The organism is Rhizobium sp. SG741 (assembly GCF_012275435.1).
GTDB lineage: Bacteria > Pseudomonadota > Alphaproteobacteria > Rhizobiales > Rhizobiaceae > Rhizobium > Rhizobium lusitanum.
Map to the genome: position 1 here is coordinate 255,348 of NZ_JAAZQP010000006.1, position 25,207 is coordinate 280,554.

Here is a 25,207-nt window from a genome sequence, read left to right on the forward strand (position 1 = left end):
GGCCTGATAGCGAGAACCGGTGCTATCGGTGGCGGCCGTCCTGACAGGCACGATCTCCAATCACAAAAAACTCGTGTTAGCGACTCCTGACTGATCTCGGCCACCGTGGATGACGAGTCATCCGCGGTGGCATCTACGATGCCATCAACGAGCGGATGCTCCGATCAGCCGATTGCAGCAGCTCGAAAGCGGCATAGCGACGTTCGTGCAGCACCTTGATGGCGCCGTGCGCCGGCGAGAACAATTTCGCCAGCCGCGACATGGCCGCCATCGCTTCCGCGAGCGAGCCATAATGTCCACCGGCCGTAGCGCCCAGCATGGCCGCTCCGAGAAGAACCGGCTCTTCAGTGTCGGCAACAGCGACAGGTATGTTGGCCGTATCGGCCAGAAGCTGTCGCACAAGGCCGCTCTGGGCGGCACCGCCGCTCGCGACGATAAGATTGCACGCGATGCCATCCAGAGACAGCTTTTCGAGCAGCTGCCGCAGGCCGTAGCCGATGCCGCAAAGGCCGGCGACATAAAGCGCGACCAGATCGTCGATGCCGGTTTCCAGCGCCAGACCCGAGATGACGGCACGGGCGTCAGGATCAGCGAAGGGTGAGCGGTTACCGAGGAATTCCGGCACCACCTGTATGGATTTGGCGAGCACGACCGCGTCGGACGCATTCTTGCAGGCTTCGCCTGCCTGACGATCGAGCCAGGCGACCAGCGAGAGGCCCTCCGCCTCGGCCCTCGCCCGCGCTTCGTCGGCTGCGGGATGCATGGTGACGAGATGGTCGATGGCGGCTCCAGCCGCCGACTGCCCGCCTTCCGTCAACCACAGGCCGGGCACCATGGCCGAATAATAGGGGCCCCAGACGCCATCGACGAAAACCGCCGTCTCGCTTGAGGCCATCGAGCAGGCTGATGTGCCGAAGATGTAGGCGAGCCTGTTGCTGATATCGGCATTCCCCTTGGCGTCTTGGCCACCTAAGGTGCCGACGCCGCCGGCATGAGCGTCGATCAGGGATGCGCCGACGGGCGTGCCGGCTGCAAGGCCCAGATCACGGGCCGCAGCTTCGCTCAGACCGTTCCCCAGGGGAGTGCCGGGCTCGACGATGTCAGTGCCTATTCTGGCAAAATCCTCGTCAGCCAGTTCTCCGACGCCGATATCCCTGAAATATTGGGCGTCCCAGCGCTTTTCATGCGCGAGATAGGTCCATTTGCAGGTGACCGTGCAGATTGATCTCGTCAGTGAGCCCGTCGCGCGCCAGGTCAGATAATCGGCAAGATCGAAAAAATGATCGGCTGCTGCGAAAGATTGCGGCAGGTTTCGCTTGAGCCAGAGGAGCTTGGGGGTCTCCATCTCGGGCGAGATGCGGCCGCCGACATAGCGCAGCACGGCATGATTGCCGGCATTGATTTCCTGAGCTTCGCGGGCGGCGCGATGATCCATCCAGACGATGATATTGCGAGCGGGATCGCCGGACGGACCGACCGCCACCGGCGCGCCATCCGCCGTGACCGCGACAAGTGAGCAAGTCGCATCGAAGCCGATGCCGGCAACATCGGTTGCCACTATGCCAGCAGTCGCGACAGCTTCCCTGACGCTGTCGCAAACGGCCTTCCAGATCTGCTCGCTCGACTGCTCGACGATGCTGCCGGCCTCGTGCCAGATGGTGATCTGGCGTTTGGCCGAGGCGAGCAGATGTCCCCGCGCGTCGAAGACGCCGGCGCGGGCGCTGCCGGTTCCGACGTCGATGCCGATGAAATAAGGTGCCGTCATCAGAGATCCGTACTTAAAGGCAGGATCACCAGATCCCGAATGACAATGTTACGTGGCCTCGATAGCATGAAGAGGACGGCTTCCGCCACTTCGGTCGCTTCCATAAGGCCGCCGGCGGCGATCGTCTCGTCCAGCTTCGCCTTCGGCCAATCGCTAATCAGCGCGGTCACCACGGGCCCTGGCGCGACTGCGCCGACACGGATGCCATGCTTGGCGACCTGGCGGCGTACGGTATGGACGAATGCCTGAACCGCATGTTTCGAGGCCGTATAGATCGGCTCCCAGACCACCGGCACCAGGCCGGCAATAGAACTGGTCATGATGATGTCGCCAGTCTTCCGCTCGACCATATGCGGCAGCACCATCCGGACGGAACGGAAGGCCGCGTTGATATTGAGATCCAGCATCCGATCCCAGGCATCGGGATCACCATCCACGACCTCGCCGCCAATATAGGCGCCGGCATTGGCGTGGAAGATGTCGAGTTTGCCGAATTTCTCCAGAATCTGCGGCATCATGGTGGCCACACTTGCAGGGTTCAGAAGGTCGATGACCACGGGATGGGCATTCGGTCCCAGGTCGGCGCAGAGGCTTTTCAGAGTATCCTCGGCCCTGTCGATGAGGGCGACGCTGGCGCCCTCGTTCAAAAGCGATTTGGCGCATTCCAGCCCGATCCCGGAGGCGGCCCCGGTGATGGCGGCGATTTTACCGGCAAAATCCTGTCTCATATCAATCCTTACTTTGTGATGAAATCAGCCACGACCATGCGAGGCGCGAGACCGGCGAGCCAGCGAGTCGACGATGACAGCGATGGCAAGGACTGCGCCGGTGATCATGTAGCGAAGCGCCGACGACAGATCGAGCATCGTAAGACCGCTCGCGATCGACTGGATGACGATGATGCCCAGTAGCGCCGAATAGGCGTTGCCACGGCCGCCGAAGAGGCTGGTGCCGCCGATGACGGCTGCGGCGATCGCATTCAGGTTGACGTCTCCGGTGCCGGCCTGCTGGCTGGCCGAGGCCAGACGCGCCGCGGCCAGCACACCGCCGAGGGCTGCAAACATGGCGCAGAGCACGAAGGCGCTCGTATAGATCATCCGCACGTTGATGCCGGCACGCCGCGCAGCCTCCCGGTTGCCGCCGACCGCTGACATCGACCGGCCCCATTGCGTGCGCGTCAGCGCGTAGTCCATCAAGATGACCAGCACCACGAACAAGGCGAACATCCAGGGAATGCCGCGATCCTGATTGAGGTAGAACGCGACGAATTCAAGAGCCACGGTGATGGCGACGGCTTTCGCAACGAGGCCGCCGGCGGAAGGAGCCGACAAGTTCGCCTGCTTGCGACGACGAACTACGGCGAAGCCGGAAAACAGCATCACCACGCCGGGGATGAGCGCAAACAGATAGGCGAGCGGACGCGGAATGACCAGGAGTTGGCCGAAGTTCACGATCGCCGAACCATAGGGCAGATTGATGGAGCCGGTGGCGCCGAGCAAATAGAGCTGCATGCCGAGTACGGCGAGCAATCCCGCCAGCGTCGAAACGAAGCTTGGCATGCCCAAACGGTTGAAGAGCAAAGCGTAGATCGTGCCGATCACACCACCGAAGACAAGCGCGGCGAGGATGGCGAGTACCACCGGCCAGCCTTCATTGACCCAGAGCATGCCGACCATGGCCGAGGCGAAGCCGCTGATCGAGCCCACCGAAAGATCGATCTCGCCGACCATCAGCACACAGACGATGCCGAGCGAGATGATGCCGACCGTCGACGCATCGAACAGCAGATTGGCGAGATTGTTGCTAGAGAGGAATGTCGGGTTGAGCGCGCCGAATACCGTCCAGATGATGACGAGGCCGACGACGACTGGCAGGGAGCCGAGATCGCCTGACCGTACCTTGTCGATGGACGAACGGATCGTGGCGGCGATGCCTGTTTCATGGCTGACGCGAACGTCGCTTCGGTCGAGCAACACGGCCGGCTGCTTCATGTCCTGGTTCATAGCTGGCCCCCTTCTCTTTGTTCCTGTTGGGCCTGACGCCGCCCGGCGCGCCGCGACACGGCATTTTCAGTTGCGCCGGTGATGGCGCTGACAAGTTCCTGGTTCGAGGTGTCGGGATAGAAGATGCCGTTGTTGCGGCCGAGACGCAGCACGACGATACGGTCGGCCACGGCGCGCACGTCCTCCATGTTGTGGCTGATCATGAGCACGCCGAGCCCCTTGTCGCGGACGCGTTCGATCAGGTTCAGCACCTCCGCTGTTTGCGCCACGCCGAGCGCGGCTGTGGGCTCGTCCAGCATGATGAGCTTCGGCTCGAGCAACAGCGAGCGGGCGATGGCCACCGTCTGCCGTTGGCCGCCGGAAAGCGAGGCGATGGGAATGCGCACGCTCGGGATGCGCGCAGCAAGCTCATTGAGGAGTGTCCAGGCACGCACCTCCATCGCGGTCTCGTCGAGCTTCAGCGGGCTGAGCTCCCGGCCGAGGAAGATGTTCGCCACGACATCGAGGTTCTCGCACAGCGCCAGATCCTGAAAGACCGTGGCGATGCCGAGATCGAGGGCTGTGGCGGGATCGCTGAGCGTGACCGGCTTGCCTGCGAATGTGATCGTGCCGGCGCTCGGCTGGTGAACGCCGGCAAGGATTTTCACGAGCGTCGATTTGCCCGCGCCGTTATCGCCGACAAGCGCCACGACCTCGCCGGCATGTACATCGAGGTTAATGTCAGTCAGTGCCGAGACGGCGCCGAAATGTTTGGAGACACCTTGCAGGCTGAGCACCAGCTCGCCTGTCGGGGCTCTTTGACCGGAAGCGTCAATCATGTTTCGCCACTCTCTCGGTTTGCAGTGATGGTCGGTTCATTTCCGGCCGCCGAAGCGGCCGGAGCATATCGATTAGCTATAGTCAGCTGCCGATACCGAGCTTCTTGCAGCCATCCGCGTAGCGATCGGTGCAGAGCTGGTCGGGCGTCTGGATCGGCTTGCCGTTGACGGCCTTGTCGATAATTTCAGCCTTGAGATTGTCGGCCGTAACCAATGCCGGCGTGAAGAGCTTCGTCGGCGTGTCGAAGAGTTTCGTGTCCGCCTTCGGCATTTCGCCGGAGAGCAATTCTATCGCGACATTGGCAGCAGCCGCGGCGACGATCTCGCTCGGCTTGGAGATCGTGTTGTACTGATCGCCGGAAATGATGAGCTGCAGGCCGGCGATGGTGGCGTCATTGCCCGTGACCGGCGGCACCGGATCGAAGCCTCCTGCCTTGAAGGCCGCCACCGCAGCGCCGCCCGTGCCATCATTGGCCGCGACCACGCCGAGGATCTTCTTGCCAAAGCGGGTGATCTGGCCACTTGCCCATTGCTGTGCCTTCGGCGGCGCCCATTCCGGCGTGTCGAATTCGGCGAGCACGGGATAGCCGCCCTCGGCGAGACCGGCATGGATGCCCTTCTTGATGAGGCCGGCCGCCGCATCGGTCGGCGAACCGTTGATCTGGAGCAGGCCGCCGTCACCGGCCTTGACGTTCTTGGCCTTCAGGTGATCGACGAGCGATTTCGCGATCATCTTGCCGATCTCTTCGTTGTTGAAGGACACATAGTAATCGGCAGGGGTCGACGGGATCGGGCGGTCATAGGCGATGACGCGAACGCCCTGGCTCTGGGCCATCTTGACCAGCGAGGCAGCGGCGGTGGAGTCGACCGGGTCGAGCACGATTGCCTTGGCGCCCTGCGAAATCGCCGAGTTGAATTGCTGCTGCTGGCGCGAAGCATCGCCATTGGCATTCTGGTAGATGACCTTGCAGCCGGCGCAGAGCTTCTTCATCTCCGCCTGGAAACCGGGAAAGTCATGCTCTTCGTAACGCGTCGAACTCTGGTCTGGCATCAGGAAGGCGACGGTTGCGTCGGTTACCTTGGCGGATTGCGCGAATGCGGACGTGCCGCTCAGAAGACCAACCGTGAGCGCGGCTGCGCCAGCGATTTTCAGTGCGAGATGGTTCATTGGAAATTCTCCGTTCCAAATGGTAATGGTTTCCCTCGATCATCGCGGCCCTAAGCACGCGATGCTCTTGTTCGACGTCCCCTGGCGACGGTCGTCCGACCGTGGCAGCGGTTATTTTTCGGACAAACGATCTCCTTCGGGCGACAGAGGCGCCCGTTCGCTTGGCCTGAATTGTTGTCTCTCCTCCCTGTCCTCCCCTTGGTTAGGCGGCCTCCACCGCACGAGCATGCTGTGCCAACAGTGATCTGAACCGTGAGGGCGCCATGCCCTTCTGATCCAGAAAACGGCGATTGAAATTCGAGATATTGTTGAAGCCGGCGGCAAAGCAGATGTCGGTGATCGACATATCCGCCTTGCTCATCAGCAGGTGACAGGCGAAGTTGACCCGCAGTCGGTTGACATATTGCACCAGCGCCATGCCGGTGTGGCGGCGAAAGCTGCGCGAAAAAGCGCTCGGGCTCTGGCCCGTCAACTCGGCGAGGTCACACTCGCTGAATGGCTCGGTCAGATGCGCATTGATATAGGACAGCGCCTGATTGACGCCCGCGGACATGAAGCCAGACGGATCCGGCTGGTAACCGGCGCTGGCAAGCGAGCGCGTATCCGAGGCACTGCTCATGGCGTCGAGAATGTTCATGAAAAGCTCGATACGGCGGATGCCGGTCGCCTCAACCAACTCACCAAGGATTGGGCCGACGATTGCGGCGGTCTCGGGCGTGAAGAGCGCACCACGGCGGCTCGTTTCCAATATGCCTGCGCAAGCGGACAGTTCCGGGAAGACCCTGCTCGCATCGGCAAAGAAGGATTCGGAAAATTGCAGGACGCGGCAGCGCAGAGGAAGGGTGACGCCGACCGGGACGTCGCTCACCCAATTATGCGGTAGGTTCGGCCCCGTCAGCACCAGATTGCCCGGCTCGAACTCGCCGATGAAATCGCCGACAAAGTATTGCCCGGTGGTCGCCACGACATGATGGATTTCATACTCGGGGTGAAAATGCCAGCGAACCGTGCGGTAGGGATAGCCATGCTCCCAGGCCTTGAAGGACTCGCCGCTGCCGATCGCAACAACTTCCAAATCGGGGTTCATCAGCCAGCCTCCTTTCGCCCGCCCGTGCTCAATCCGGTTGCGGGGCCTCCTCCCAGAGGCCATCACGTCTTCTATGTGGTAAATCTACGCCTCGTATTCGCCCCCCGCTACTACGCCCTGAACGCTCGGCCGATACTTTTTTGACATGAATGGCCCCTTCGTTGGCCAAATGTGCAGTGCAGTATGACAAACCGCAATGCGAGGGGCGTGGCGATATTATGAAGCGACTTCAATCCAGATCGTTGCGGATGCATGCCTTGAATTGTCCCGGCACGACTTCGCGCAACTCGGGCACTGTTGCTGCACATGCATCGAGAGCATGCGGACAACGCGTTCGGAAGACGCAGCCGCTGGGCGGGTTTGCCGGGCTGGGAATGTCGCCCTTCAGGATCTGGCGGTCGCGCCGGGCATCCGGATCGGGGGACGGAATGGCTGATAGGAGCGCGCGCGTATAAGGATGGCTGGGGCGGGCATAGAGATCGGCGCCCGCGGCGATCTCCATGATCCGCCCGAGATAGAGTACAATGACCCGATCGCAGACATATTCGACGACGGCGAGATCATGCGAGATGAACAGCATGGTCAGGCCGAGCCGCTGCTGCAGGCCGCGCAACAGATTGATCACCTGGGCCTGGATAGAGACATCCAGCGCTGAGAGGGGTTCGTCGGCCACGAGAAACTCCGGTCCGAGCGCAAGCGCGCGTGCGATGCCGATCCTCTGTCGCTGGCCGCCGGAAAACTCATGCGCATAGCGATTGATCGCCTCTGCCGGCAAATCCACCTGCTCGAGCGCTGCTCGCGCCCTGTCGAGCCGATCCAGGCGATGGCCGATACGCTGTATCTTCAGGCCTTCCGTCAGGATCTCGCCGATGGTCATGCGTGGCGATAGGCTGGCGAAGGGATCCTGGAAGATATACTGCATGCGTGGCCGCATGCGTCGCAACGCTCCCGCGCGAAGACCGGTGATCTCGGTGCCATCGAAACGGACGCTTCCGGCGGTGGGCTCGACGAGCCTGAGGACAGAACGCCCTATCGTCGTCTTGCCGCTACCAGATTCACCCACGAGCCCCACGACCTCCCCCTTGCCGATATCGAAGGAGATATCGCGAAGGACGGCAAGCTTTGCGCCTCGGGAGACATAGTCCTTGGCAAGGCGGCGCACGGAGAGAAGCGGTTCGGTCATCTAGATCTCCCGCCAGCGGATACAGCGGCTCGCATGCCCGGCACCAACAATCTCCAGAGCTGGCACTGCTTCGGCGCAGGCGGCAATGGCGTGAGAACAGCGCGGTGCGAAGGCGCAGCCTGTAGGCATCCTGGTCAACCCCGGCACGACACCCGGAATGGCGGCCAGCTGTTCGCCGGCTTGCCGCATCCGCGTTGCCTCGCCGAGGCGCGGCATGGAGGCAAGCAGCCCCTGCGTATAAGGATGCCTTGGATCGCGAAACACTGTTCCGACCGGTCCTTCCTCGACAATCCGGCCGGCATACATGACGGCGACGCGATGGGCGATTTCGGCCACCACACCGAGATTGTGTGTGACGAAAAGGATCGCCATGCCGCGCTCCCGTTGCAGCCGCTGCATGAGTTCGAGGATCTGCGCCTGGATCGTGACGTCGAGAGCCGTTGTCGGCTCGTCTGCGATCAGCAGCACCGGGTCGCAGGCAAGCGCCATGGCGATGGTCGCCCGCTGCCGCATGCCGCCGGAAAGCTCATGCGGATACTGCCGCACCCGCCGCTCCGCATCGGGAATGCCGACGCTCTCCAACAGCGCGACAGCCTTGCGCATCGCCGTCCTGCGGTCAGCCTTGCGATGGATGCGGATCGGTTCGGCGATCTGGTCGCCGATGGTCAGCACCGGGTTGAGACTCGACATCGGCTCCTGAAACACCATGCCGATATCATCGCCGCGTATCGCGCCCATATGCCTGTCGTCCAGGGTGGCGAGATCGCTGACGACGCCTTGCTTGTCCCGCAACCTGATACTTCCGGCGGCAATGACGCCGACATTGCGCGTCAGCAGCCGCATGACTGAAAGACTGGTAACCGACTTGCCGGAACCGGATTCCCCGACCAGCGCCAGGGTCTCTCCAGCGCCAATGGTCAGGTCGACATCCCGCACCGCCGTCAACTCGCCGCCGCGGGTACGGAAGACGGTCCTCAGCCCCTTGATGTCGAGAACGGGCTCGGCGGCCGGCGTCATCATATCTGGAGCAGCCCCGTTTCCCGCAGGATGCCATCGATCCTGGCCGTCTCTTCCGCATTGAGCGGTGCGCGCGGACGCGGCATGATGGCGGTATCGATGATGCCGAGGCTTTTCATCGCTGCCTTGAAAGCGCCGATGCCGGACGCGCCGCCGCTGACGCGGCCCTGCGCCACCCAGGCAATCTCGAACAGGCGGCAAAGCCGCTCCTGTTCGCGCCGCGCCGCGACCCAATCGCCTCGCTGTGCCGCATCCCAGAGGCGGACGTAGCCATGCGGATCGACATTGGCGATACCGGGAACCACACCATGCGCTCCCATCAGCAAGGCATTGTCGACGACGATCTCGGAGCCGGTCATCAGGAAGACGTCCTTGTGATCGGCGAGATCGAGGAGCGCGTAACGGAAGTTGCCGTCGTCGCCGCTGGAATCCTTCAGCCCGATGATGGTGCCTTCCTTGGCAAGGGTCACCACCGTCTGGCGCAGCAGCTTCACATGCACGCAAACTGGAATGTCATAGGCGACAAGCGGCACGTCGACGGCATCGCGGATATAGCGGAAATGATCGAGTATCTCGGATTGGCTGGTGACCGTGTAAAACGGCGCCGTCACGACGACGGCATCCGCCCCGGAAGCCCTGGCGATCTGCGAATGGGCGATCACGCGGTCGGTGGTCGCGTCGATAGTGCCGACCAGCAGCGGAACGCGGCCATTCACGACCTTGGCCGAATGTTCGATGATCTCCCGCCGTGTCTTCTCGTCATGGAAGACGACTTCGCTCGTCGAGCCCAGCACGAAGACGCCATGGCAACCGGCCTCGATCAGATGCTCCAGAACCCGCGTATAGGATTTGTAATCCACCGTGAAATCATCATTCAGCGGCGTTACGACGGGGGGCACCACACCCTTGAATTTGCTCATTGTCTCTTTCTTTCCTGGTTCAATGAAGCTCGGCGCGCGGATCGAAGGCATCCCTCAATCCGTCGCCGATGAAATTGATGGCAAGGACGGCAAGAATCAGCGCGGCGCCGGGAAACAGCCATTGCCAGGGATATTGTTCGAGGACGGCGGTGGAGCGGGCGGCATTCAGCATGTTGCCCCAGCTTGCTGCCGGCGGGGCAATGCCAAGCCCGAGAAAGGAGAGCCCCGCCTCCAGCAGGATCGCATTGGCAACCTGGGTCGTCGCGTAAACCACGAGAATATCGATACAGTTCGGCATGCCGTGACGCAGCAGAAGGTGCGGCAGCCCGGCGCCCATGCCGCGCGCGGCCGTCACGAAATCGCGTTCGCGCAATTCGAGCAGCCTTGAGCGCACCATGCGCGCAAGCAGCGGCCAGGACAGCAGCGATATGACCGTGATCGTCGGCAGGATACCGGTGCCGGTGATGGAGGCGAGCACCAGCAGGAAGATCACCGGCGGCAGGGTCATGACCAGATCGACGAAGCGCATGCTGAGCGCATCGGCCCAACGACCGGCAAAGGCCGAAATGGAACCGAACAGGAAGCCGATCAGCGCCGAAATCAAAGTGGAACCCGCAGCCACCATCAGCGAAATACGACCGCCTTCGAGGACTCTCGCAAAGACATCGCGTCCGACACCATCGGTTCCGAACCAATGCGTCGCATTGGGTGCGGAATTCATCGCCAGAAGGTCGATGTCGTTCGGCTGGAACCGCCACCACAGCGGATAAGACAGAATGAACACCAGCATCGGCGCGGCGAGGCAGACGCCAAACAGCGCCGCTCCGTTCAGCCGGAAGCGGTCGAATGCGCGGGCCAGAGGGCCGGGACTTGGTCGTTCGGTTCGCGCCAGCATCGCTCATCCCATCTTGATGCGCGGATCGACCACCGCATAGGCGATGTCGGTCAGCAGATTGACGACGATGACACAGGCGCCGATGACCAGCGCTGCTCCCATGATCACAGGGTAATCACGGGTCGTGACCGCATCGACGAGCAGCAGGCCCATGCCGGGCCAGTTGAAGACGCTCTCGATGAAGATCGCCCCGCCGATGGCAAGCCCAATGGTCGAGCCGATGACAGTGACAACAGGCAGCAAAGCGTTGCGCAGAGCGTGCTTGACGATAACCCAGAACTCGACCACGCCCTTGGCCCGCGCGGTGCGCACATAATCCTGGTTGAGGACTTCGAGCAGCGAGGCGCGCATGTAGCGCATGATCAAAGCCGCCTGGGCGACCGCCAGAAGTGCGGACGGCAGGATGAGATGCCGGAGCAGGTCGCCAAGAGAGAAATCCTCGCCCGGCGTCAACATGCCCCCGGATGGCAGCCAGCCGAGACGCACGGCAAAGATATAGAGGCCGAGAAGCGCGCTCAGGAAGGCCGGGCTCGATATGCCGGCCAGCGCCAGGACGGAGAGCGAAACGTCGGTTACAGAATTGCGCCTGACGGCGCCGATGACGCCAGCGGCAATGCCGGCGACGATCGCCATGATAAGTGCGGAGCCCATCAGCAGGAGAGTCGGCCCTATGCGCGACAGCACCAGCGTCAGCACCGGCTGATCCAGCCGCTTGATCGAATAGCCGAAATTGCCGTGCAAGGCCTGCTGCAGCCACCCGATATATTGCACCGGCAAGGGCTGATCCAACCCAAGTCTATCGCGCAGATCGGCCATGGCAGCCGGAGACAGCGGCGTGCTCGGATCGATATAGGCATCGATGGGATCGCCTGGTGTCAGCCGCAGCAGCACGAAGACCAGCATGCTCAGCGCAATGAGCATGCCGATACCGATCGCCAGACGCTTGAGACAGGAACGAAGCATATCGAATCCGCGCTTGAAGGATGAGCCAGCCGCAGCCCGCGACCGGCCGAAAGCCTATTCGGAGAGTTTCCACGCTTCCGGATGGGCCACATACGGACCACCGCCGGGCGCGGGCGTCCAGATGAAGTCCTTTACCTTCGATGAAACGACACCATAGCGGTTCGCCACCCACATGGTCGCCCAGGGCAGATCCTTGTTCATGACCTTGCAGACATCCTGATAGCGCTGGTGGCGCTTGGCGACGTCCGTCTCGGCAATGGCGGCGTCGAGTGCCTTGGTCAGATCCGGCATGCGGGCACGTACGACATTGGCGCCCGCCGGCGGGATCTGTTTTTCGTTGAGCCCGGTATTGATGTTGCTCGGATCGGGGCCATTCTGCAAACCCGCATAGACAAGCTGGAACTGTGATGCATCAGCGTCGGGCTTGAGCACCAGACCGTTATAGGTCGGCGCATCGACCGCGCGCGGCACGACGTTGATCCCGACCTGCGCGAGCATTGCCTGCACCGCCGCCAGCACGTTGGTGGCAAGCGGGGTGTTGTAATAGGTCAGCAACGTAACCGGCTTGTCGCCGTTGATCTTGTTCCACCCGGCCTCATCCAACAGTTGCTTGGCTTTGGCAGGATCGTAGGGATAGGCCTCGATACCTTCCGGAACCAGCTGACCCGCCACATAGGCGCAATTGGCCGGCTTTGCCGCGCCGCCATAGAGGCTCTTGATGATCGCATCGCGGTTGAGGGCATACATGACGGCCTGGCGGACACGGAGATCCTTCCACAGCGGCGAGTCCTGGTTGAAGCCCAGATAGTTGACGACGAAGGAAGCTCCCTCGATCACCCGGAAGGATTTATCGTCCTTGAAGGTCGGCACATCGTTGGAATCGATGTAGGTGAACTGGATTTCACCGGCGCGCAGCGCCGAGATCGCCGAAGCAGGATTGGCGAAATAGCGATTGATCAAACGATCGAGGACGGGCTTGCCGCCGCGATAGTCCGGATTTGCGGTCAGCTCGACATATTGATCCTGTACATATTTGACGAATTTGAACGGACCTGTCCCAATCGGCGAGGTCGACCACCAGGTGCTTTTCGCAAGCTGATCGGCGGGTACGGCCGCAAGCGCATGCTCCGGCAGCACCATTATCTTCGTCAGCGTGTCCAGGAGACTGGCGGAGGGAGCGGAAAGCTTGACGACCAAGGCATGATCGTCAGGCGTCTCGATCGCGGATAAAACCTTCAGGCGAGCTGCGAAGATCGAACCCGTCTTGGCATTGGCAGCAAGCTCGATGGTGAATTTGGCGTCCTTGGCCGTGAAGGCCTTACCGTCGTGCCATTTGGCATCCGCAAGCTTGAACGTATAGGTGAGCTGATCCGGGCTTACCTCATAGGAAGAGGCAAGCACGCCGACGATCTTCTCCAGCTTTTCGTCATAGCTGATCAGCGGCTCGAAATAGATGCTGAGCCAGGTTAAGCCGGCGGTCGCAGCCAGCGGATTGAAATTGCCTTGAAAGCCGCCGGGGCCAACATCGAATCCACCAGACAATGTCGCGGCAGCTGCGGGCGCGGCCACACCGCCTAAGATCGGCACGCCGGTGATCGACATCATCGCTCCCAGCGCGATTGCCGGCAGACAAAAAAGCTCCCTCATCGTAATCCTCCTCCCTAGTTTTGGGTCGCTAACCCTTCTTGTTGTTGGCTATCACCCTCGAAATCCCCTCGTAGTGGCGGTCGAGGCGCATGCGCACCTCCTTCAAATTCTTCGCTTCGACGGCATCGACGATCGCCTCATGGTCCCTCCACGTGGCCATGGGATCGGCATTGTCGAGGTCGAAGAAATTGGATGCCTTGTAAAAAGCGAGCCAGAACACGTCGATCAGCCGGACGAAGGTCTCGTTGCCCTGGCAGCGAAACAGCAGCCGATGAAACAGCTGGTCGTCCTCGGCGAAGGGTTCGCCGCGCTCGGCATGAATGCGCATGCGGTCGACGGTGGCGCGCAGTTCGGCCAGATCCTCCGGCCCGATCATCTCAAGCGTCTTGCCGATGAGGCCGACTTCGAGTGTGCGGCGAATTTCCAGCACCTCCTCCATATGGCGCAGCGCATTGCCGAGCCCATAGGCGAGATTGTCCAGCAGCGGCCCAAAGGAAAACGCCCTGACGAAGATGCCGATGCCGCGGCGCGTCTCGAGCACACCCAGGGATTCTAGCGCCTTGATGCCCTCGCGCAGGGAATTGCGGCTGACGCCGAGCTGCGTCGCCAGTTCGCCTTCGGCCGGCAACGGCGTGCCCGGTTCCAGACCGTTGTCGGCGATATAGCTGCGCAGGCTTTCCTGCACCGAAACATGCAGCAACGGCGCGCGCATCAAAGGCTGAATGACTTTGCCGACCATGAAACGGGTCCCCGAAGTATCGGCATTGATCCTATGAACTTGTAGGATATCCGTCAAGTGGATGAGTGCATGCACGAAGAGGCCGGATGGCGGCTGCCTGAATTCGCCTCCAAAGCAAAAAGGCCGGGCTATCAACCCGGCATCTTCCGCACCATTCGTTTCAGGGGATTATCCGATGGTCTAAGAACGCAGCGAGTCGAAATGCTGCATCATGCGCTCCGCATCGGGGCGAATGCCTGTGAACAGTTCGAAAGCCTTGACCGCCTGGAACACCGCCATGCCGCCGCCATCGAGAACCCGGCATCCCTTCTGTCTGGCAAGTTTCACCAGTTCCGTTTCGATAGGGAAATAGACGATCTCCGCGACCCAGAAGCGATCCGAAACAAGATGGGCCTCGAGCGGCAGGCCAGGGTGGGCGCCCATGCCCGTCGGTGTCGCATGCACGAGACCATCCGCCCCATTCAAGGCTTCAGCGAGGTTGTGACCGACGGAGAAGGAACAGGTGGCATGAGCCGCCTGCAACTGATCGGCAAGCGCATGCGCGCGGGACGGGTCCAGATCGAAGATCTCGATCGAGCGCGCGCCCATTTGCGCCACCGCATGCGCGACGGCAACCCCGGCGCCGCCCGCTCCCAACTGCACGACACGATCAAGCGAGACATCGCCAAGCCCACGACGAAAGCTCTCCGCAAAGCCCCACCAATCCGTATTGTGCCCGATCCTGCGCCCACCACGAAAGACGATCGTATTGATCGACCCCAGCGCCTGGGCATCCGGCGACAGTTCATCGACCAGCGCGACGGCAGCCTGTTTGCAGGGATGCGTGATATTCAGGCCGGCGAAACCCGCTGCCTCCGCCTCATCGATCAGGGCCGGCAGATCCGACACGGAAAGACCCCGTGCCTCAAGATCGATCAGATCGTATTGATAGGAAAGGCCACAATGCTCGCCTTCGCGCATATGCATGGCCGGCGTCAACGAGCGGCCGATGCCCGCGCCTATCAGGCCGACATGAAGTTGACGCGGAATGATGGCTGCCTGAGTGTTCAATCTATCCTCCCGAGCGGCGAGTCAAAGGAATATCTCCGCCCACAATCAAAATGTACGAACTAGTACGTAAAGTCAATGAACGCCGCAGAAATCCTATTCCGGGGTAACGTCGGTCGATATCTTCCGACGGTTCAGATTCTCATGTAATCTCTGAGGAAGGTGTCTTTAAGAAAGCCAAGATTGCATCGACTATCAATGCCTTGTGCCGATTCTTTAATTCATCGGAAGATAGGTCGCGTTCGAAGATCGCCCCGAAGGTATGGCGGTTCGACACGCGGAAAAAGCATTGTGCACTGATCATCATATGCAGATCGACCGGGTCCACCCGGCGCGAAAAGCTGCCGTCGGCATAGCCGCGCGCCAGGATTTCGGTGATGATGTCGATCACGGCGATATTCATCTGCGACAGCACGACCGAGCGTTTCATGTGCTCGGCACGATGAATGTTCTCGATACTGACGAGGCGCACGAAATCGGGATTCTGATCGTCGTGATCGAAGGTGCTTTCGATCAGTTGGGCCATGGCCTGAACGGGCGGCATGTTCTGCAGATCGAGTTCGCTCTCCAGCGTGCGGATCTTGGTGTACGCCTGCTCGAGAACGGCGAGATAGAGCCCTTCCTTGCTGCCGAAATAATAATAGATCATCCGCTTGGAGGTCTTGGTGCGCTCGGCTATCTCATCAACGCGAGCGCCGGAAAAGCCTGCGGCGACAAACTCTTCCGTCGCGATCTTCAGAATATTTTCCTTGGTCGCGTCGGGATCGTTCTTTCGCGTAAGGCGCTCGATCTTGGCCGCTTGCGCTTTGGTCATGCCTTTGCTCGTCTTCCTGGGTTCATCGATGCGCGCCATTGAAGATCAAAGCTTTAACACAGCCTCAACGCGAATGGGGAGAGCCTAACGCTTCGGCAGACCAATCGGCCGCAGATGCCGCCTCAGCGCTGCGATGCGGAAGATGGCGTTCGCCGCGCCATAGCCGCGATAGCCGCTGCGCTGGACGATCTCGAAGAAGAAGCCTTCGCCATAGGTCGGGCTGTAGAGCTGGAAATATTCGCCATGCTCGTCACGATCGTAGAGAATATTATGTGCCTTCAGGCGCTCGGTGAAATCCGGGTCGAGGCCGAACCTGGCTTCCAGATCGTCGTAGTAATTCGGCGAGATCGCCAATGTCACGAAGCCGTTGGCCGAAAGGGCCGATGCCGTCGCGAAGATGTCGTCGGTCGCAAAGGCCAGATGCTGAATGCCCGAGCCGAATGTCTCGGCGATGAAATGGCCGGCCAGCGTATTGCGGTTCTCCGCACCGTTCAGCGTGATCCGCAACGTACCCGGGTCATTTTCGACGACCTGGCTTCGAACGACACCGGCCGGGTCGATGATGTCGACCATCGGCGTCTTATGCGCATCGAGTATCGCCGTATAGAACAGCAACCAGGTCAGCAGCTCATCATACTTCATGCTCTGCGCGACATGGTCGATGCCTGTCAAACCTACCGGCTGCAGATCGGCACTATCCTCGACGGGGTCGAACTCGATCTCCCAGATCCGCCCGAGCGGGCTCTGGCGATCGAGGAAATAGAGGATGCCACCGCCGATCCCGCGTATGGCAGGCATTTCGATCTCGCCGGGATCCAACGACTGCTCGAAACGCTCGGCGCCGAGCGCAACGGCACGCGCAAGGGCCGCCTGCGCCTCGCCGACCCATAGGCCCATCGCATAGGCCGATTGCCCGTGCAGCGCATAGGAAGCGCCGGCGAATCCGCCTTGATCCGCATTGACGACCAGATTGATGCCTCCCTGCCTGAAGACATCGACGCGCTTGGTCTTATGGCGGCCGACATGCCGGAAGCCCAGCCCGCGCAGGCGATCGGAAAGGGCCGATATCTCGGCTTCATCGACGGTGAATTCGATGAACGCCACGCCCTCGACTTCGGCACGCGGCGGCATGGGCGCCAGCGTCAGGTTGCTGCCGCTTACGGCGCGGCGGACCTGATCGCCCAGATAGACAAGCGAGCGCCTGCCGTCGACGGCAATGGCCGTCGGCGAGCCGCCGCGGAACTGGTCGTTGAAAATCTCGAGCGAGAGATAGCCGTCATAGCCCGTCGCCGCTACCGCATTCATGAAATCGAGGACGGGCAGATCGCCCTCGCCCGGCATGTTGCGGAAATGACGGCTCCAATAAAGAAGATCCATGTCGATCAGCGGTGCGTCTGCAAGCTGGATGATGAAGATCTTTTCCTTCGGGATCGACCGGATCGAATTGACGTCGATCTTGCGCGAAAGCGTGTGGAAGCTATCGAGGATGAGGCCGATATTTGGGTGATCGGCACGTCGGACAATTTCCCAGGCATCGCGGTGATCGTGAATGTGCCGCCCCCAGGCAAGCGCCTCGTATCCGACACGCAGGCCGCGTTTTGCCGCCCGCTCCCCAAGCTCGAAAAAGTCGGCGGCAGCACGGTCGATGCCGCCAAGCGCCGCCGAAGAGACGTTCGAGCAAACAAGCACAAGATCGGTGCCCATTTCCTGCATGAGATCGAATTTGCGCTCGGCACGATCGAAAGTGCGGCTGCGCAACGGCTCGGGCATGCCCTCGAAATCGCGGAACGGCTGAAAGAGCGTGATCTCCAAGCCGTAATCCCTAACCATCTGGCCGACCTGGCGCGGCGATTCATCGAAGGCAAGGAAGTCGTTCTCGAAGATTTCGACACCGTCGAAACCGGCCTTGGCGATGGCGTGCAGCTTCTCTTTGAGATCGCCGCTGATCGAAACGGTCGCGATCGAGGTTTTCATTGTGTCATCCCATCCATTTGGCGATTTCCAACAAATTCATCCGCGATCGCGTGCCCCCGCTGCTGCTATGAGGTGCCGGCACAACGCACCGGCACCCGTTCATAGTCAGCGGGCGCGGTCGGCATGCGGCGTCGTAGCCGCGTATCGGCCTATATCCCTGCCGAGCTGGTCGATCGGTGTCCGATAGGTCTCTGTCGCCGTTGCCGCGGAAACGGCGGCAATGAGAGCGGTGATCGAGGTAAATGCTGCGACCGGTACCCAGCCCATCGGCCCGGCGCCCATTAAGGCGGCACTGATCGCAGGGGCGAAGCCGCCGAGCGCAAAACCGATCTGGGTGCCCACCGCCATGCCGGACAGACGCACGCGGGTATCGAACATTTCCGCATAGAGCGCCGGCCAGATGCCGTTGGAGGCGCTGTAGACCACGCCCGAGAGCAGAATGCCGAGGACGAAGACGAGCGTGAGGTTGTTTTGGCTGATCGCCCAGATATAGGGCCAGATCAGAATTGCGCAGCCGATGGCGCCGAAGATGAAGATGGGCTTTCGACCGATGCGGTCGGCCAGGGTCGCCCATAGCGGGATCGCACCAAGCGCCACGAGATTGGCGAGCACCAGCACGGTCAGCATGGTGGAGCGGTCGATATGCATGGTGTTGACTGCATAGGATAGGGTGAAGACGCTGAAGATCGTGCTGACGACCGAAATCAATGCGGCAAAGATGATGCGCAGGACATCGGCCCAATAGTTCGTCATCAGGGCGACCAGCGGCAACTTGGCAACCTCGCCCTTCTTAGTCTCTTCAAGGAAGGCTGGGGTCTCGGCCAGCGTGCGGCGAACCCAGAAACCGACGATGACGACGACGAAGCTCAGGAAGAAGGGAATGCGCCAGCCCCATGACAAGAGCGCGGCTTCGTCAAGCCTCCCCAGCGGTATGAAGACGAGGGTTGCAAGGATCAATCCGGCCTGCGTGCCGCTTAGCGTGAAGCTGGTGAAAAAGGCACGCCGATGCTCCGGCGCGTGCTCGAGCGTCATCGAGCTGGCTCCGGCCTGCTCGCCGGCGGCGGAGATGCCCTGCAGCAGTCGCGCCAGAACCAGAAGCATCGGTGCCAATATGCCGGCTTGATGATAGGTCGGCAGGCAGCCGATGATGAAGGTCGAAAATCCCATGAGCAGCAGCGTGAAGGTGAGCACCTTCTTGCGGCCGAACTTGTCGCCGACATGACCCAGGATAACGGCACCCAGCGGGCGCATGATATAGGCAACGCCGAAGGTGGCGAACGAGGCGATTGCCGCCGTCTGCGGATCTTCCGCAGAAAAGAATATCTTTGGAAAGATCAGCGCCGCCGCCGTCCCATAAACGAAGAAATCGTAATATTCGACAGCACTTCCAAGCCAGCTCGCCAAGGCGGCGCGCTTCGGCGTTTTATGTTCGACTGGTGTTTTCATCATCGTTCCTCCCCAGAACATTTCCGTTTCGAAGACATGCCGCATCCCTGAGCGCAAGCTTCGGCCGGCACCCTCCCGCGTGACATCCAAGATTGTCTTGGCAGCCATGGACGCCACCCATGGCAGCGTTCGTCACTCCTCACGACAAATAATGTACGAACTAGTTCGTTTTGTAAAGTACCGCTGTTTGAAGCTGCTTGCCGGCCTATTTTTCCAGATTGATCCATGCAGGCTCCGCCCTTTCAATCGGGCAGGTTCCGGCATTGGAATAGCCGTCTATGCATATGATGTTAATCGCTTTTGGGGCGATACATAGGCGCGCGGTAAACGCAACGCACTATGGTCGCAGAGACACTTACGGGCGGTCTCTCCGGTTGGCTGACGATGATGTATCCCGGCTCTCGATTGGAGCGGCCCGAAACTTATTTCACACTCTGAGGTGCATCCGTAGCAGGCAGACGAACGAGCTTGCCTTCCTCCGCCTTGTAGAAATATTGGCTCGCGATCAACCAACCCTTCAAGGGCCGTAGCGGTGGAATGCAGGTCGCCAGCATAAAGGGGCCGGTCACCAGAAACTGAACCCAGATCGGTGCGGAATAGGCGACCTCCAGCCAAACACCAAGAAGTACGCTCGGAATGCAGGCGAAGCAGATGACGAAGAAGGCTGGCCCATCGGCCGGGTCGGCAAAGGAGTAGTCGAGCCCGCACGCCTCGCACTCCTTGCGCAGAGTCAGGAACCCGTCGAACAGACGTCCCTGACCGCAACGCGGGCAACGGCATCTCAGTCCGGTCTGCAGCGGCTTCAGCGGGGGATATTCGGTATCCATGGCAATCTCGCTTTCAAACGGTAAGTCAGCATTATGATGCATTCAATTTTGATTATTGCATGCATACAATGTAATTACAATGAAAGAGAATTGTTTGTCCATTCGTCAGAATGACGCAGCGTAAATAGAGCGGAAGCGGGCGCAGAGGATTGCGTGTGCCGCCCGCAGTCGCGAGCCGCCTGTCCATCGCAGCGTTCGGGAAGCTGAGCGAACTCAGAAAAATGAGGCTGCCATCTCCGGCGGGCCTTCCAGGGCATGCGCCATGAAATCCAGCGCGCCTTGCAATCTTTCGCGTGAAATCGGGCCGCCGAGGCAGACCCGCACGGCCTCGGGCGCTGTTCCGTCGACCGTAAAGACATCGCTCGCCACGACGCCGATGCCGGAGTTGCGCATGTGGCTGCCGAACGTGGAGCGCGTCCAGCCGTTGGTCAGCGGCAGCCAGATATTGAAGCTTATCGGATCGGCATTGTAGCTGCCGGCCGGCAGAATATTGGCCACCATCGCCTGGCGCGCAGCCGATTCCGCGCGAATGAAGCGCAGAATGCCATCGGCGGTGCCGTCCTCTATCCAGCGGGTTGCGAGCGCCACATTCAGCGGTGAGGCCATGACATTGTTGGTTCGCATGGCGCTGACGAAGGGCCATATGGCTTTCGTATCCGGCGCAACGACATAGGCGAGGCGAAGCCCCGCACCGATGCATTTTGCCAATCCGCCGATGTGCCAGGCCAGATCCGGCGCGATGGCCGCGATCGGCGGGGGACCATGCAGCGGAATGAAGCCGTAGGCGTCATCCTCGATGACCGGCACGTGGTATTCGCGAGCAATCGCCGCAATCGCCTCGCGGCGTTTCTCCGGAATGGTCAACGTCAACGGATTTTGCAGCGTCGGATTGAGATAGAGCGCCTTCGGCTGCAGCCGTTCGCAGGCCTCGGCGAAGGCGTCCGGCAGGATACCCTCTTCATCCATCGGAAGGCCCGCGAGATTAAGCCGGAGCTGGGCGGCAATCGAACGCATGCCCGGATACGTAATCCTTTCTGACAGCACCGCCTCTCCGGGCTTGGCAAGCAGACCGAATATGGCGAGCAGGGCCGGATGCGCTCCTGGCGTTACGAAGATGCGCTCCTGCGACGGCACAAGCCCGCGGCGGCTGAGCCAGGCGGCAGCCGCTTCCTTGTCCATGCTCGAGCCGCCGAAACCCTGATAACGCAGCAGTGAAATGAGATTGGTCGCCACCGCGGACATGCCTTCGCGCATGCGGGCAACGAGGTCCGGATCGTTCGGCTCCGGCGGCAGGTTCATCGAGAAGTCGACCATCGAGGTGCGGCGCGGATCGGGCGCCGCATCTGACACGAAGCCACGGCGCTCCTTGTCGGCGCCACCGGTCACGAATGTGCCGCGACCCACATGGGAATCCACCAACCCGCGCTTCTGCGCCTCGACATAGCCTCGCGCCACCGTCGTGAAATCGATATTGAGGCGCTTCGCAAGCTCGCGCTGTGGCGGCAGCCTGTCGCCCACCACCAGAACGCCGCTACGCAGATCCATTTCGATCAGGTCGGCAATGGCGATATATCGGGGATTTGAGGAGCGGCTGAGATCGGGATGCCAGTTCTTCATTTCATGCTCCGCGATGATGATCGGACGGGGAAAGAAATCCAACCGACATTGATCGTATATTGTTGCATGCGGCTCACGTCACGCGAAAACATCGCGTCCACTTTGTGGGCGACGAATGACCAAATGCCGCAGCTGGCATGTCGACGCCACGCTCCGTTCAGCGAGAGAACCATACAATTGAATGCACCAAAAACTAGATTGATGGTATTTCCGCACAGTAGGTTTGCGAAAACGCCGCTCAGACGGCGGCAGTCCCGGGGCAGCCCGGCGCGAGCCGGGATGCCATTCCTGCTTGGCCGGACAACGATTTGGCGTTGCCTTCATAGTCATTGCCCCTTTTGGGAGGCTTTCTCTTTCGCCTGATCGTCGACGAGTTCATACCACATGGCATTGAGGACAGCGAAAGCGGCGGCCAGAGGAAAGCCGAGAAGCCAGGCGAAGTACCACATGCGGATTCTCCTTGAAGGTTAGTAGGCGTGACCGCCCTTGTCGTTCACCGTCTTCTCGTCGACCTTGCCCCACAGCACCCGATAGACCCAGGCAGTGTAGAAAAGGATGATCGGCAGGAAGATGCCCGTGACGACGAGCATGATGAACAGGGTCAGGTGACTGGACGAAGCATCCCAGACCGTCAGGCTGGAGCGCGGATCGAGCGACGACGGCAGGAGGAAGGGAAACATCGACAGACCCACCGTCGAGATGATGCCGAGGATGGCAAGCTTGCTGAACAACAGCACGGTCACTTCACGCCGGGCCAGCATGGCAAGCAGGGCGGCGGCCGCGCCGACGAAACCGAGAACCGGCGCGATCATCATCCACGGATGCGTACCGTAGTTGACAAGCCACGCCCCTGGACTGTGCTCGACGGTCTTGAGCAGCGGATTGGAAGGGCCGGCCGCATCGATGGCGCTGGAAATGCGATAGCCGTCGATCCCCGCCCAGAGAAACAGGCCGCCCAGCGCAAAGAGAACGATCACGGCCACAGCCGCCAGACTGCCATAGCGACGAGCACGCTCCGCAACGACACCGTCCGTCTTGACCTGAAGCCAGGCTGCACCGTGCATGGTGAGCATGGAGACAGAGAGAAGGCCGCAGAGCAGCGCATAAGGGTTCAGAAGCGCGAAGAACGACCCTTCATAGTAGATGCGCATGTCGTCATCGAAGCGGAAGGGCACGCCCTGCAGCACGTTGCCGACCGCCACGCCGAAGATCAGCGAGGGAACGAAGCCGCCGATGAACAGCGCCCAGTCCCAACCGGCCTTCCAACGGGCGCTTTCGCGCTTCGACCGGTATTTAAAGGCGACCGGCCGCAGGATCAACGCAAACAGGATGGCGAACATGGCAAGATAGAAGCCGGAGAAGGACACCGCATAGAGCGGCGGCCAGGCGGCGAAGATGGCGCCGCCGCCGAGGATCAGCCAAACCTGGTTGCCTTCCCAGGTCGGGCCGATCGAGTTGATGGCAATGCGCCGCTCCGTATCCGTCCTGGCGACGAAGGGAAGAAGCGTACCGACGCCGAGGTCGAAACCGTCGGTCACGGCAAAGCCGATCAGCAAGACGCCGAGGAGCAGCCACCAGATGATGCGCAGGGTCTCGTAGTCGATTAATTCATGAAGGATCATGGCAGGTCACTCCGCAGCCGGAACGAGGTTTTCGGAAATCAACTTGGCCTCCGGCACCTCGTCCGGTTCCGGGCCCTTGCGGATCGCCTTGATCATCAGCGTCATCTCGATGACAATGAGGACGGTATAGATCGCCGCGAAGCCGAGGATGGTCAGAAGCACGGTGCCGGCGCCGAGATTGGAGACGGCAGCAGCCGTCGGCAGCACGCCTTCGATGATCCATGGCTGGCGGCCGAATTCGGCAACCACCCAGCCCAGCTCGATGGCGACCCAGGGCAGCGGGATGGCGAAGACGGCAATCCGCAGCAGCAGCGGATAGCGGTCGAGCTTGCGCCGGGCCGACAGCCAGAAGAACACCGTCATCAGCAGGATGAAGAACATGCCGAGACCGACCATGATGCGGAAGGACCAGAACAGCGTCGGCACATGCGGAATGGTGTCACGAGCCGCCTGCGCGATCTGCGCGTCAGTCGCCTGCCGGGGATCGTCGACATAGCGCTTCAAGAGCAGCGCATAGCCGAGCTGATGACCGATATCCGCGAAGGAGGAACGTGCCTGCTCGGCGGCCGGGTCCTGTACTGCCGTACCGGCGGCCACCGGCTTTGCCGCGCGGATCTTCATCAGCGCGTCATAGGCCTTGATGCCGTCGCGGATGCGGGTCTCCGCTTGCTTCTCGAGCGTGTCGATACCGGAGATCTCCGTCGTCAGCGACCGCGTGCCGATCAGGCCCATGACCCAGGGAATATGCACGGCATAATGGGTCTCTCGCGCCTCCTGGTCCGGAAAACCGAAGGCGGTGAAGGCAGCCGGCGCCGGCTCGGTCGTCCACATGCCCTCGATCGCCGCGAGCTTCATCTTCTGATGCTCGGTCGTCAGATAACCGCTTTCGTCGCCAAGCACGACCACCGACAGTGCCGAGGCGAGACCGAAGGAGGCCGCGACCGTCATCGAGCGCTTGGCGATCTCGATATGCCGGCCTTTCAGCATGTACCAGGCCGAGACGCCAAGCACGAAGACCGAGGCACAGACGTAGCCGGCCGAAACGGTGTGGACGAATTTCGCCTGGGCGACCGGATTGAAGACGACATCGAAGAAGCTGGTGATCTCCATGCGCATGGTCTGCGGATTGAGCGCCGAACCCACAGGGTTCTGCATCCAGCCATTGGCGATCAGGATCCACAGTGCCGAGAAGTTCGAGCCGAGCGCGACAGCCCAGGTGGCCACCAGATGGCCGACCTTCGACAGCTTGTCCCAGCCGAAGAAGAACAGGCCGACAAAGGTCGCCTCCAGGAAGAAGGCCATCAGGCCTTCGATCGCCAGCGGTGCCCCGAAAATATCGCCGACATAATAGCTGTAGTAACTCCAGTTCATGCCGAACTGGAATTCCATCACGATGCCTGTGGCGACACCGAGCACGAAATTGATGCCGAACAGCGTCCCCCAGAACTTCGTCATCTGCCGCCAGATCTGCCGGCCGGTCATGACATAAGTCGTTTCCATGATGGCAAGCAGCACGGACAGGCCGAGTGTCAGCGGCACGAACAAGAAGTGATACAGCGCCGTCATGGCAAACTGCAGACGCGATAGCGCCACGATATCAAGTTCCATAGTCTTTCTCCCACCCCCTACGGTGTGTCTGACAGGAATGCGGCGCC

The 25,207-nt window shown here is 61.0% G+C and carries 22 protein-coding genes; all 22 read right to left on the bottom strand.

Going from position 1 to position 25,207, the window contains the following annotated elements:
• Nucleotides 1-133: 133 nt before the first annotated feature.
• Nucleotides 134-1,765: an FGGY-family carbohydrate kinase gene (locus tag FHT29_RS17635; RefSeq protein WP_168599938.1), complete on the bottom strand. Its 1,632-nt coding sequence runs from the start codon at nucleotides 1,763-1,765 to the stop codon at nucleotides 134-136.
• Nucleotides 1,765-2,493, bottom strand: a complete 729-nt coding sequence (locus FHT29_RS17640) for an SDR family oxidoreductase (protein WP_037197379.1) — start codon at nucleotides 2,491-2,493, stop codon at nucleotides 1,765-1,767. The genes FHT29_RS17635 and FHT29_RS17640 overlap by 1 nt, the downstream gene beginning before the upstream one ends.
• Nucleotides 2,494-2,517: 24 nt before the next feature.
• Entirely contained in the window at nucleotides 2,518-3,768 is a 1,251-nt protein-coding gene (locus FHT29_RS17645) for an ABC transporter permease (RefSeq protein WP_047561398.1), read from the bottom strand.
• Nucleotides 3,765-4,586, bottom strand: a complete 822-nt coding sequence (locus FHT29_RS17650) for an ATP-binding cassette domain-containing protein (RefSeq protein ID WP_037197377.1) — start codon at nucleotides 4,584-4,586, stop codon at nucleotides 3,765-3,767. The genes FHT29_RS17645 and FHT29_RS17650 overlap by 4 nt, the downstream gene beginning before the upstream one ends.
• A gap of 82 nt (nucleotides 4,587-4,668) precedes the next feature.
• The gene (locus tag FHT29_RS17655) at nucleotides 4,669-5,754 is read right to left on the bottom strand and encodes a sugar ABC transporter substrate-binding protein (protein WP_168599939.1); all 1,086 of its coding nucleotides are present in this window, start codon (nucleotides 5,752-5,754) and stop codon (nucleotides 4,669-4,671) included.
• 202 nt (nucleotides 5,755-5,956) lie between these two features.
• The gene (locus FHT29_RS17660; RefSeq protein WP_037197375.1) at nucleotides 5,957-6,841 is read right to left on the bottom strand and encodes an AraC family transcriptional regulator; all 885 of its coding nucleotides are present in this window, start codon (nucleotides 6,839-6,841) and stop codon (nucleotides 5,957-5,959) included.
• A gap of 229 nt (nucleotides 6,842-7,070) precedes the next feature.
• Nucleotides 7,071-8,024, bottom strand: coding sequence for an ABC transporter ATP-binding protein (locus tag FHT29_RS17665; RefSeq protein WP_047561405.1), 954 nt, complete (start codon nucleotides 8,022-8,024; stop codon nucleotides 7,071-7,073).
• Nucleotides 8,025-9,041, bottom strand: coding sequence for an ABC transporter ATP-binding protein (locus FHT29_RS17670; RefSeq protein WP_047561407.1), 1,017 nt, complete (start codon nucleotides 9,039-9,041; stop codon nucleotides 8,025-8,027).
• On the bottom strand, nucleotides 9,041-9,961 hold the full coding sequence (locus tag FHT29_RS17675) for a dihydrodipicolinate synthase family protein (protein WP_047561434.1): 921 nt from the start codon (nucleotides 9,959-9,961) through the stop codon (nucleotides 9,041-9,043). Before FHT29_RS17675 ends, FHT29_RS17670 begins: the two co-directional genes overlap by 1 nt.
• A gap of 19 nt (nucleotides 9,962-9,980) precedes the next feature.
• Nucleotides 9,981-10,856 (bottom strand): ABC transporter permease, encoded by an 876-nt coding sequence (locus FHT29_RS34300; protein ID WP_047561408.1) that lies wholly within the window; start codon nucleotides 10,854-10,856, stop codon nucleotides 9,981-9,983.
• A 3-nt stretch (nucleotides 10,857-10,859) separates the two neighbouring features.
• Nucleotides 10,860-11,819 (bottom strand): ABC transporter permease, encoded by a 960-nt coding sequence (locus tag FHT29_RS34305; protein WP_047640650.1) that lies wholly within the window; start codon nucleotides 11,817-11,819, stop codon nucleotides 10,860-10,862.
• A 54-nt stretch (nucleotides 11,820-11,873) separates the two neighbouring features.
• Nucleotides 11,874-13,424, bottom strand: coding sequence for an ABC transporter substrate-binding protein (locus FHT29_RS17685; RefSeq protein ID WP_246703051.1), 1,551 nt, complete (start codon nucleotides 13,422-13,424; stop codon nucleotides 11,874-11,876).
• A gap of 70 nt (nucleotides 13,425-13,494) precedes the next feature.
• The gene (locus tag FHT29_RS17690; RefSeq protein WP_047561414.1) at nucleotides 13,495-14,205 is read right to left on the bottom strand and encodes a FadR/GntR family transcriptional regulator; all 711 of its coding nucleotides are present in this window, start codon (nucleotides 14,203-14,205) and stop codon (nucleotides 13,495-13,497) included.
• A 180-nt stretch (nucleotides 14,206-14,385) separates the two neighbouring features.
• Nucleotides 14,386-15,255 carry a shikimate dehydrogenase gene (locus FHT29_RS17695; protein ID WP_047561416.1) on the bottom strand — a complete coding sequence of 290 codons (870 nt, stop codon included), beginning with the start codon at nucleotides 15,253-15,255 and terminating at the stop codon, nucleotides 14,386-14,388.
• A gap of 139 nt (nucleotides 15,256-15,394) precedes the next feature.
• Nucleotides 15,395-16,066: a TetR family transcriptional regulator gene (locus FHT29_RS17700; protein WP_037197370.1), complete on the bottom strand. Its 672-nt coding sequence runs from the start codon at nucleotides 16,064-16,066 to the stop codon at nucleotides 15,395-15,397.
• Nucleotides 16,067-16,150: 84 nt separating this feature from the next.
• The gene (locus FHT29_RS17705) at nucleotides 16,151-18,040 is read right to left on the bottom strand and encodes a sugar phosphate isomerase/epimerase and 4-hydroxyphenylpyruvate domain-containing protein (protein WP_047561418.1); all 1,890 of its coding nucleotides are present in this window, start codon (nucleotides 18,038-18,040) and stop codon (nucleotides 16,151-16,153) included.
• Between the two features lie 105 nt (nucleotides 18,041-18,145).
• Nucleotides 18,146-19,486, bottom strand: coding sequence for an MFS transporter (locus FHT29_RS17710; protein ID WP_047561436.1), 1,341 nt, complete (start codon nucleotides 19,484-19,486; stop codon nucleotides 18,146-18,148).
• 422 nt (nucleotides 19,487-19,908) lie between these two features.
• Nucleotides 19,909-20,313, bottom strand: coding sequence for a DUF983 domain-containing protein (locus FHT29_RS17715; protein ID WP_037197368.1), 405 nt, complete (start codon nucleotides 20,311-20,313; stop codon nucleotides 19,909-19,911).
• 213 nt (nucleotides 20,314-20,526) lie between these two features.
• Complete coding sequence (locus FHT29_RS17720; protein ID WP_037197549.1) at nucleotides 20,527-21,930, bottom strand: PLP-dependent aminotransferase family protein; 1,404 nt, start codon at nucleotides 21,928-21,930, stop codon at nucleotides 20,527-20,529.
• A gap of 326 nt (nucleotides 21,931-22,256) precedes the next feature.
• On the bottom strand, nucleotides 22,257-22,379 hold the full coding sequence (gene cydX / locus FHT29_RS17725) for a cytochrome bd-I oxidase subunit CydX (RefSeq protein ID WP_037197367.1): 123 nt from the start codon (nucleotides 22,377-22,379) through the stop codon (nucleotides 22,257-22,259).
• A gap of 18 nt (nucleotides 22,380-22,397) precedes the next feature.
• Complete coding sequence (gene cydB, locus FHT29_RS17730) at nucleotides 22,398-23,552, bottom strand: cytochrome d ubiquinol oxidase subunit II (protein WP_047561420.1); 1,155 nt, start codon at nucleotides 23,550-23,552, stop codon at nucleotides 22,398-22,400.
• A 6-nt stretch (nucleotides 23,553-23,558) separates the two neighbouring features.
• Nucleotides 23,559-25,160: a cytochrome ubiquinol oxidase subunit I gene (locus FHT29_RS17735; RefSeq protein WP_168599940.1), complete on the bottom strand. Its 1,602-nt coding sequence runs from the start codon at nucleotides 25,158-25,160 to the stop codon at nucleotides 23,559-23,561.
• Nucleotides 25,161-25,207 lie beyond the last annotated feature (47 nt).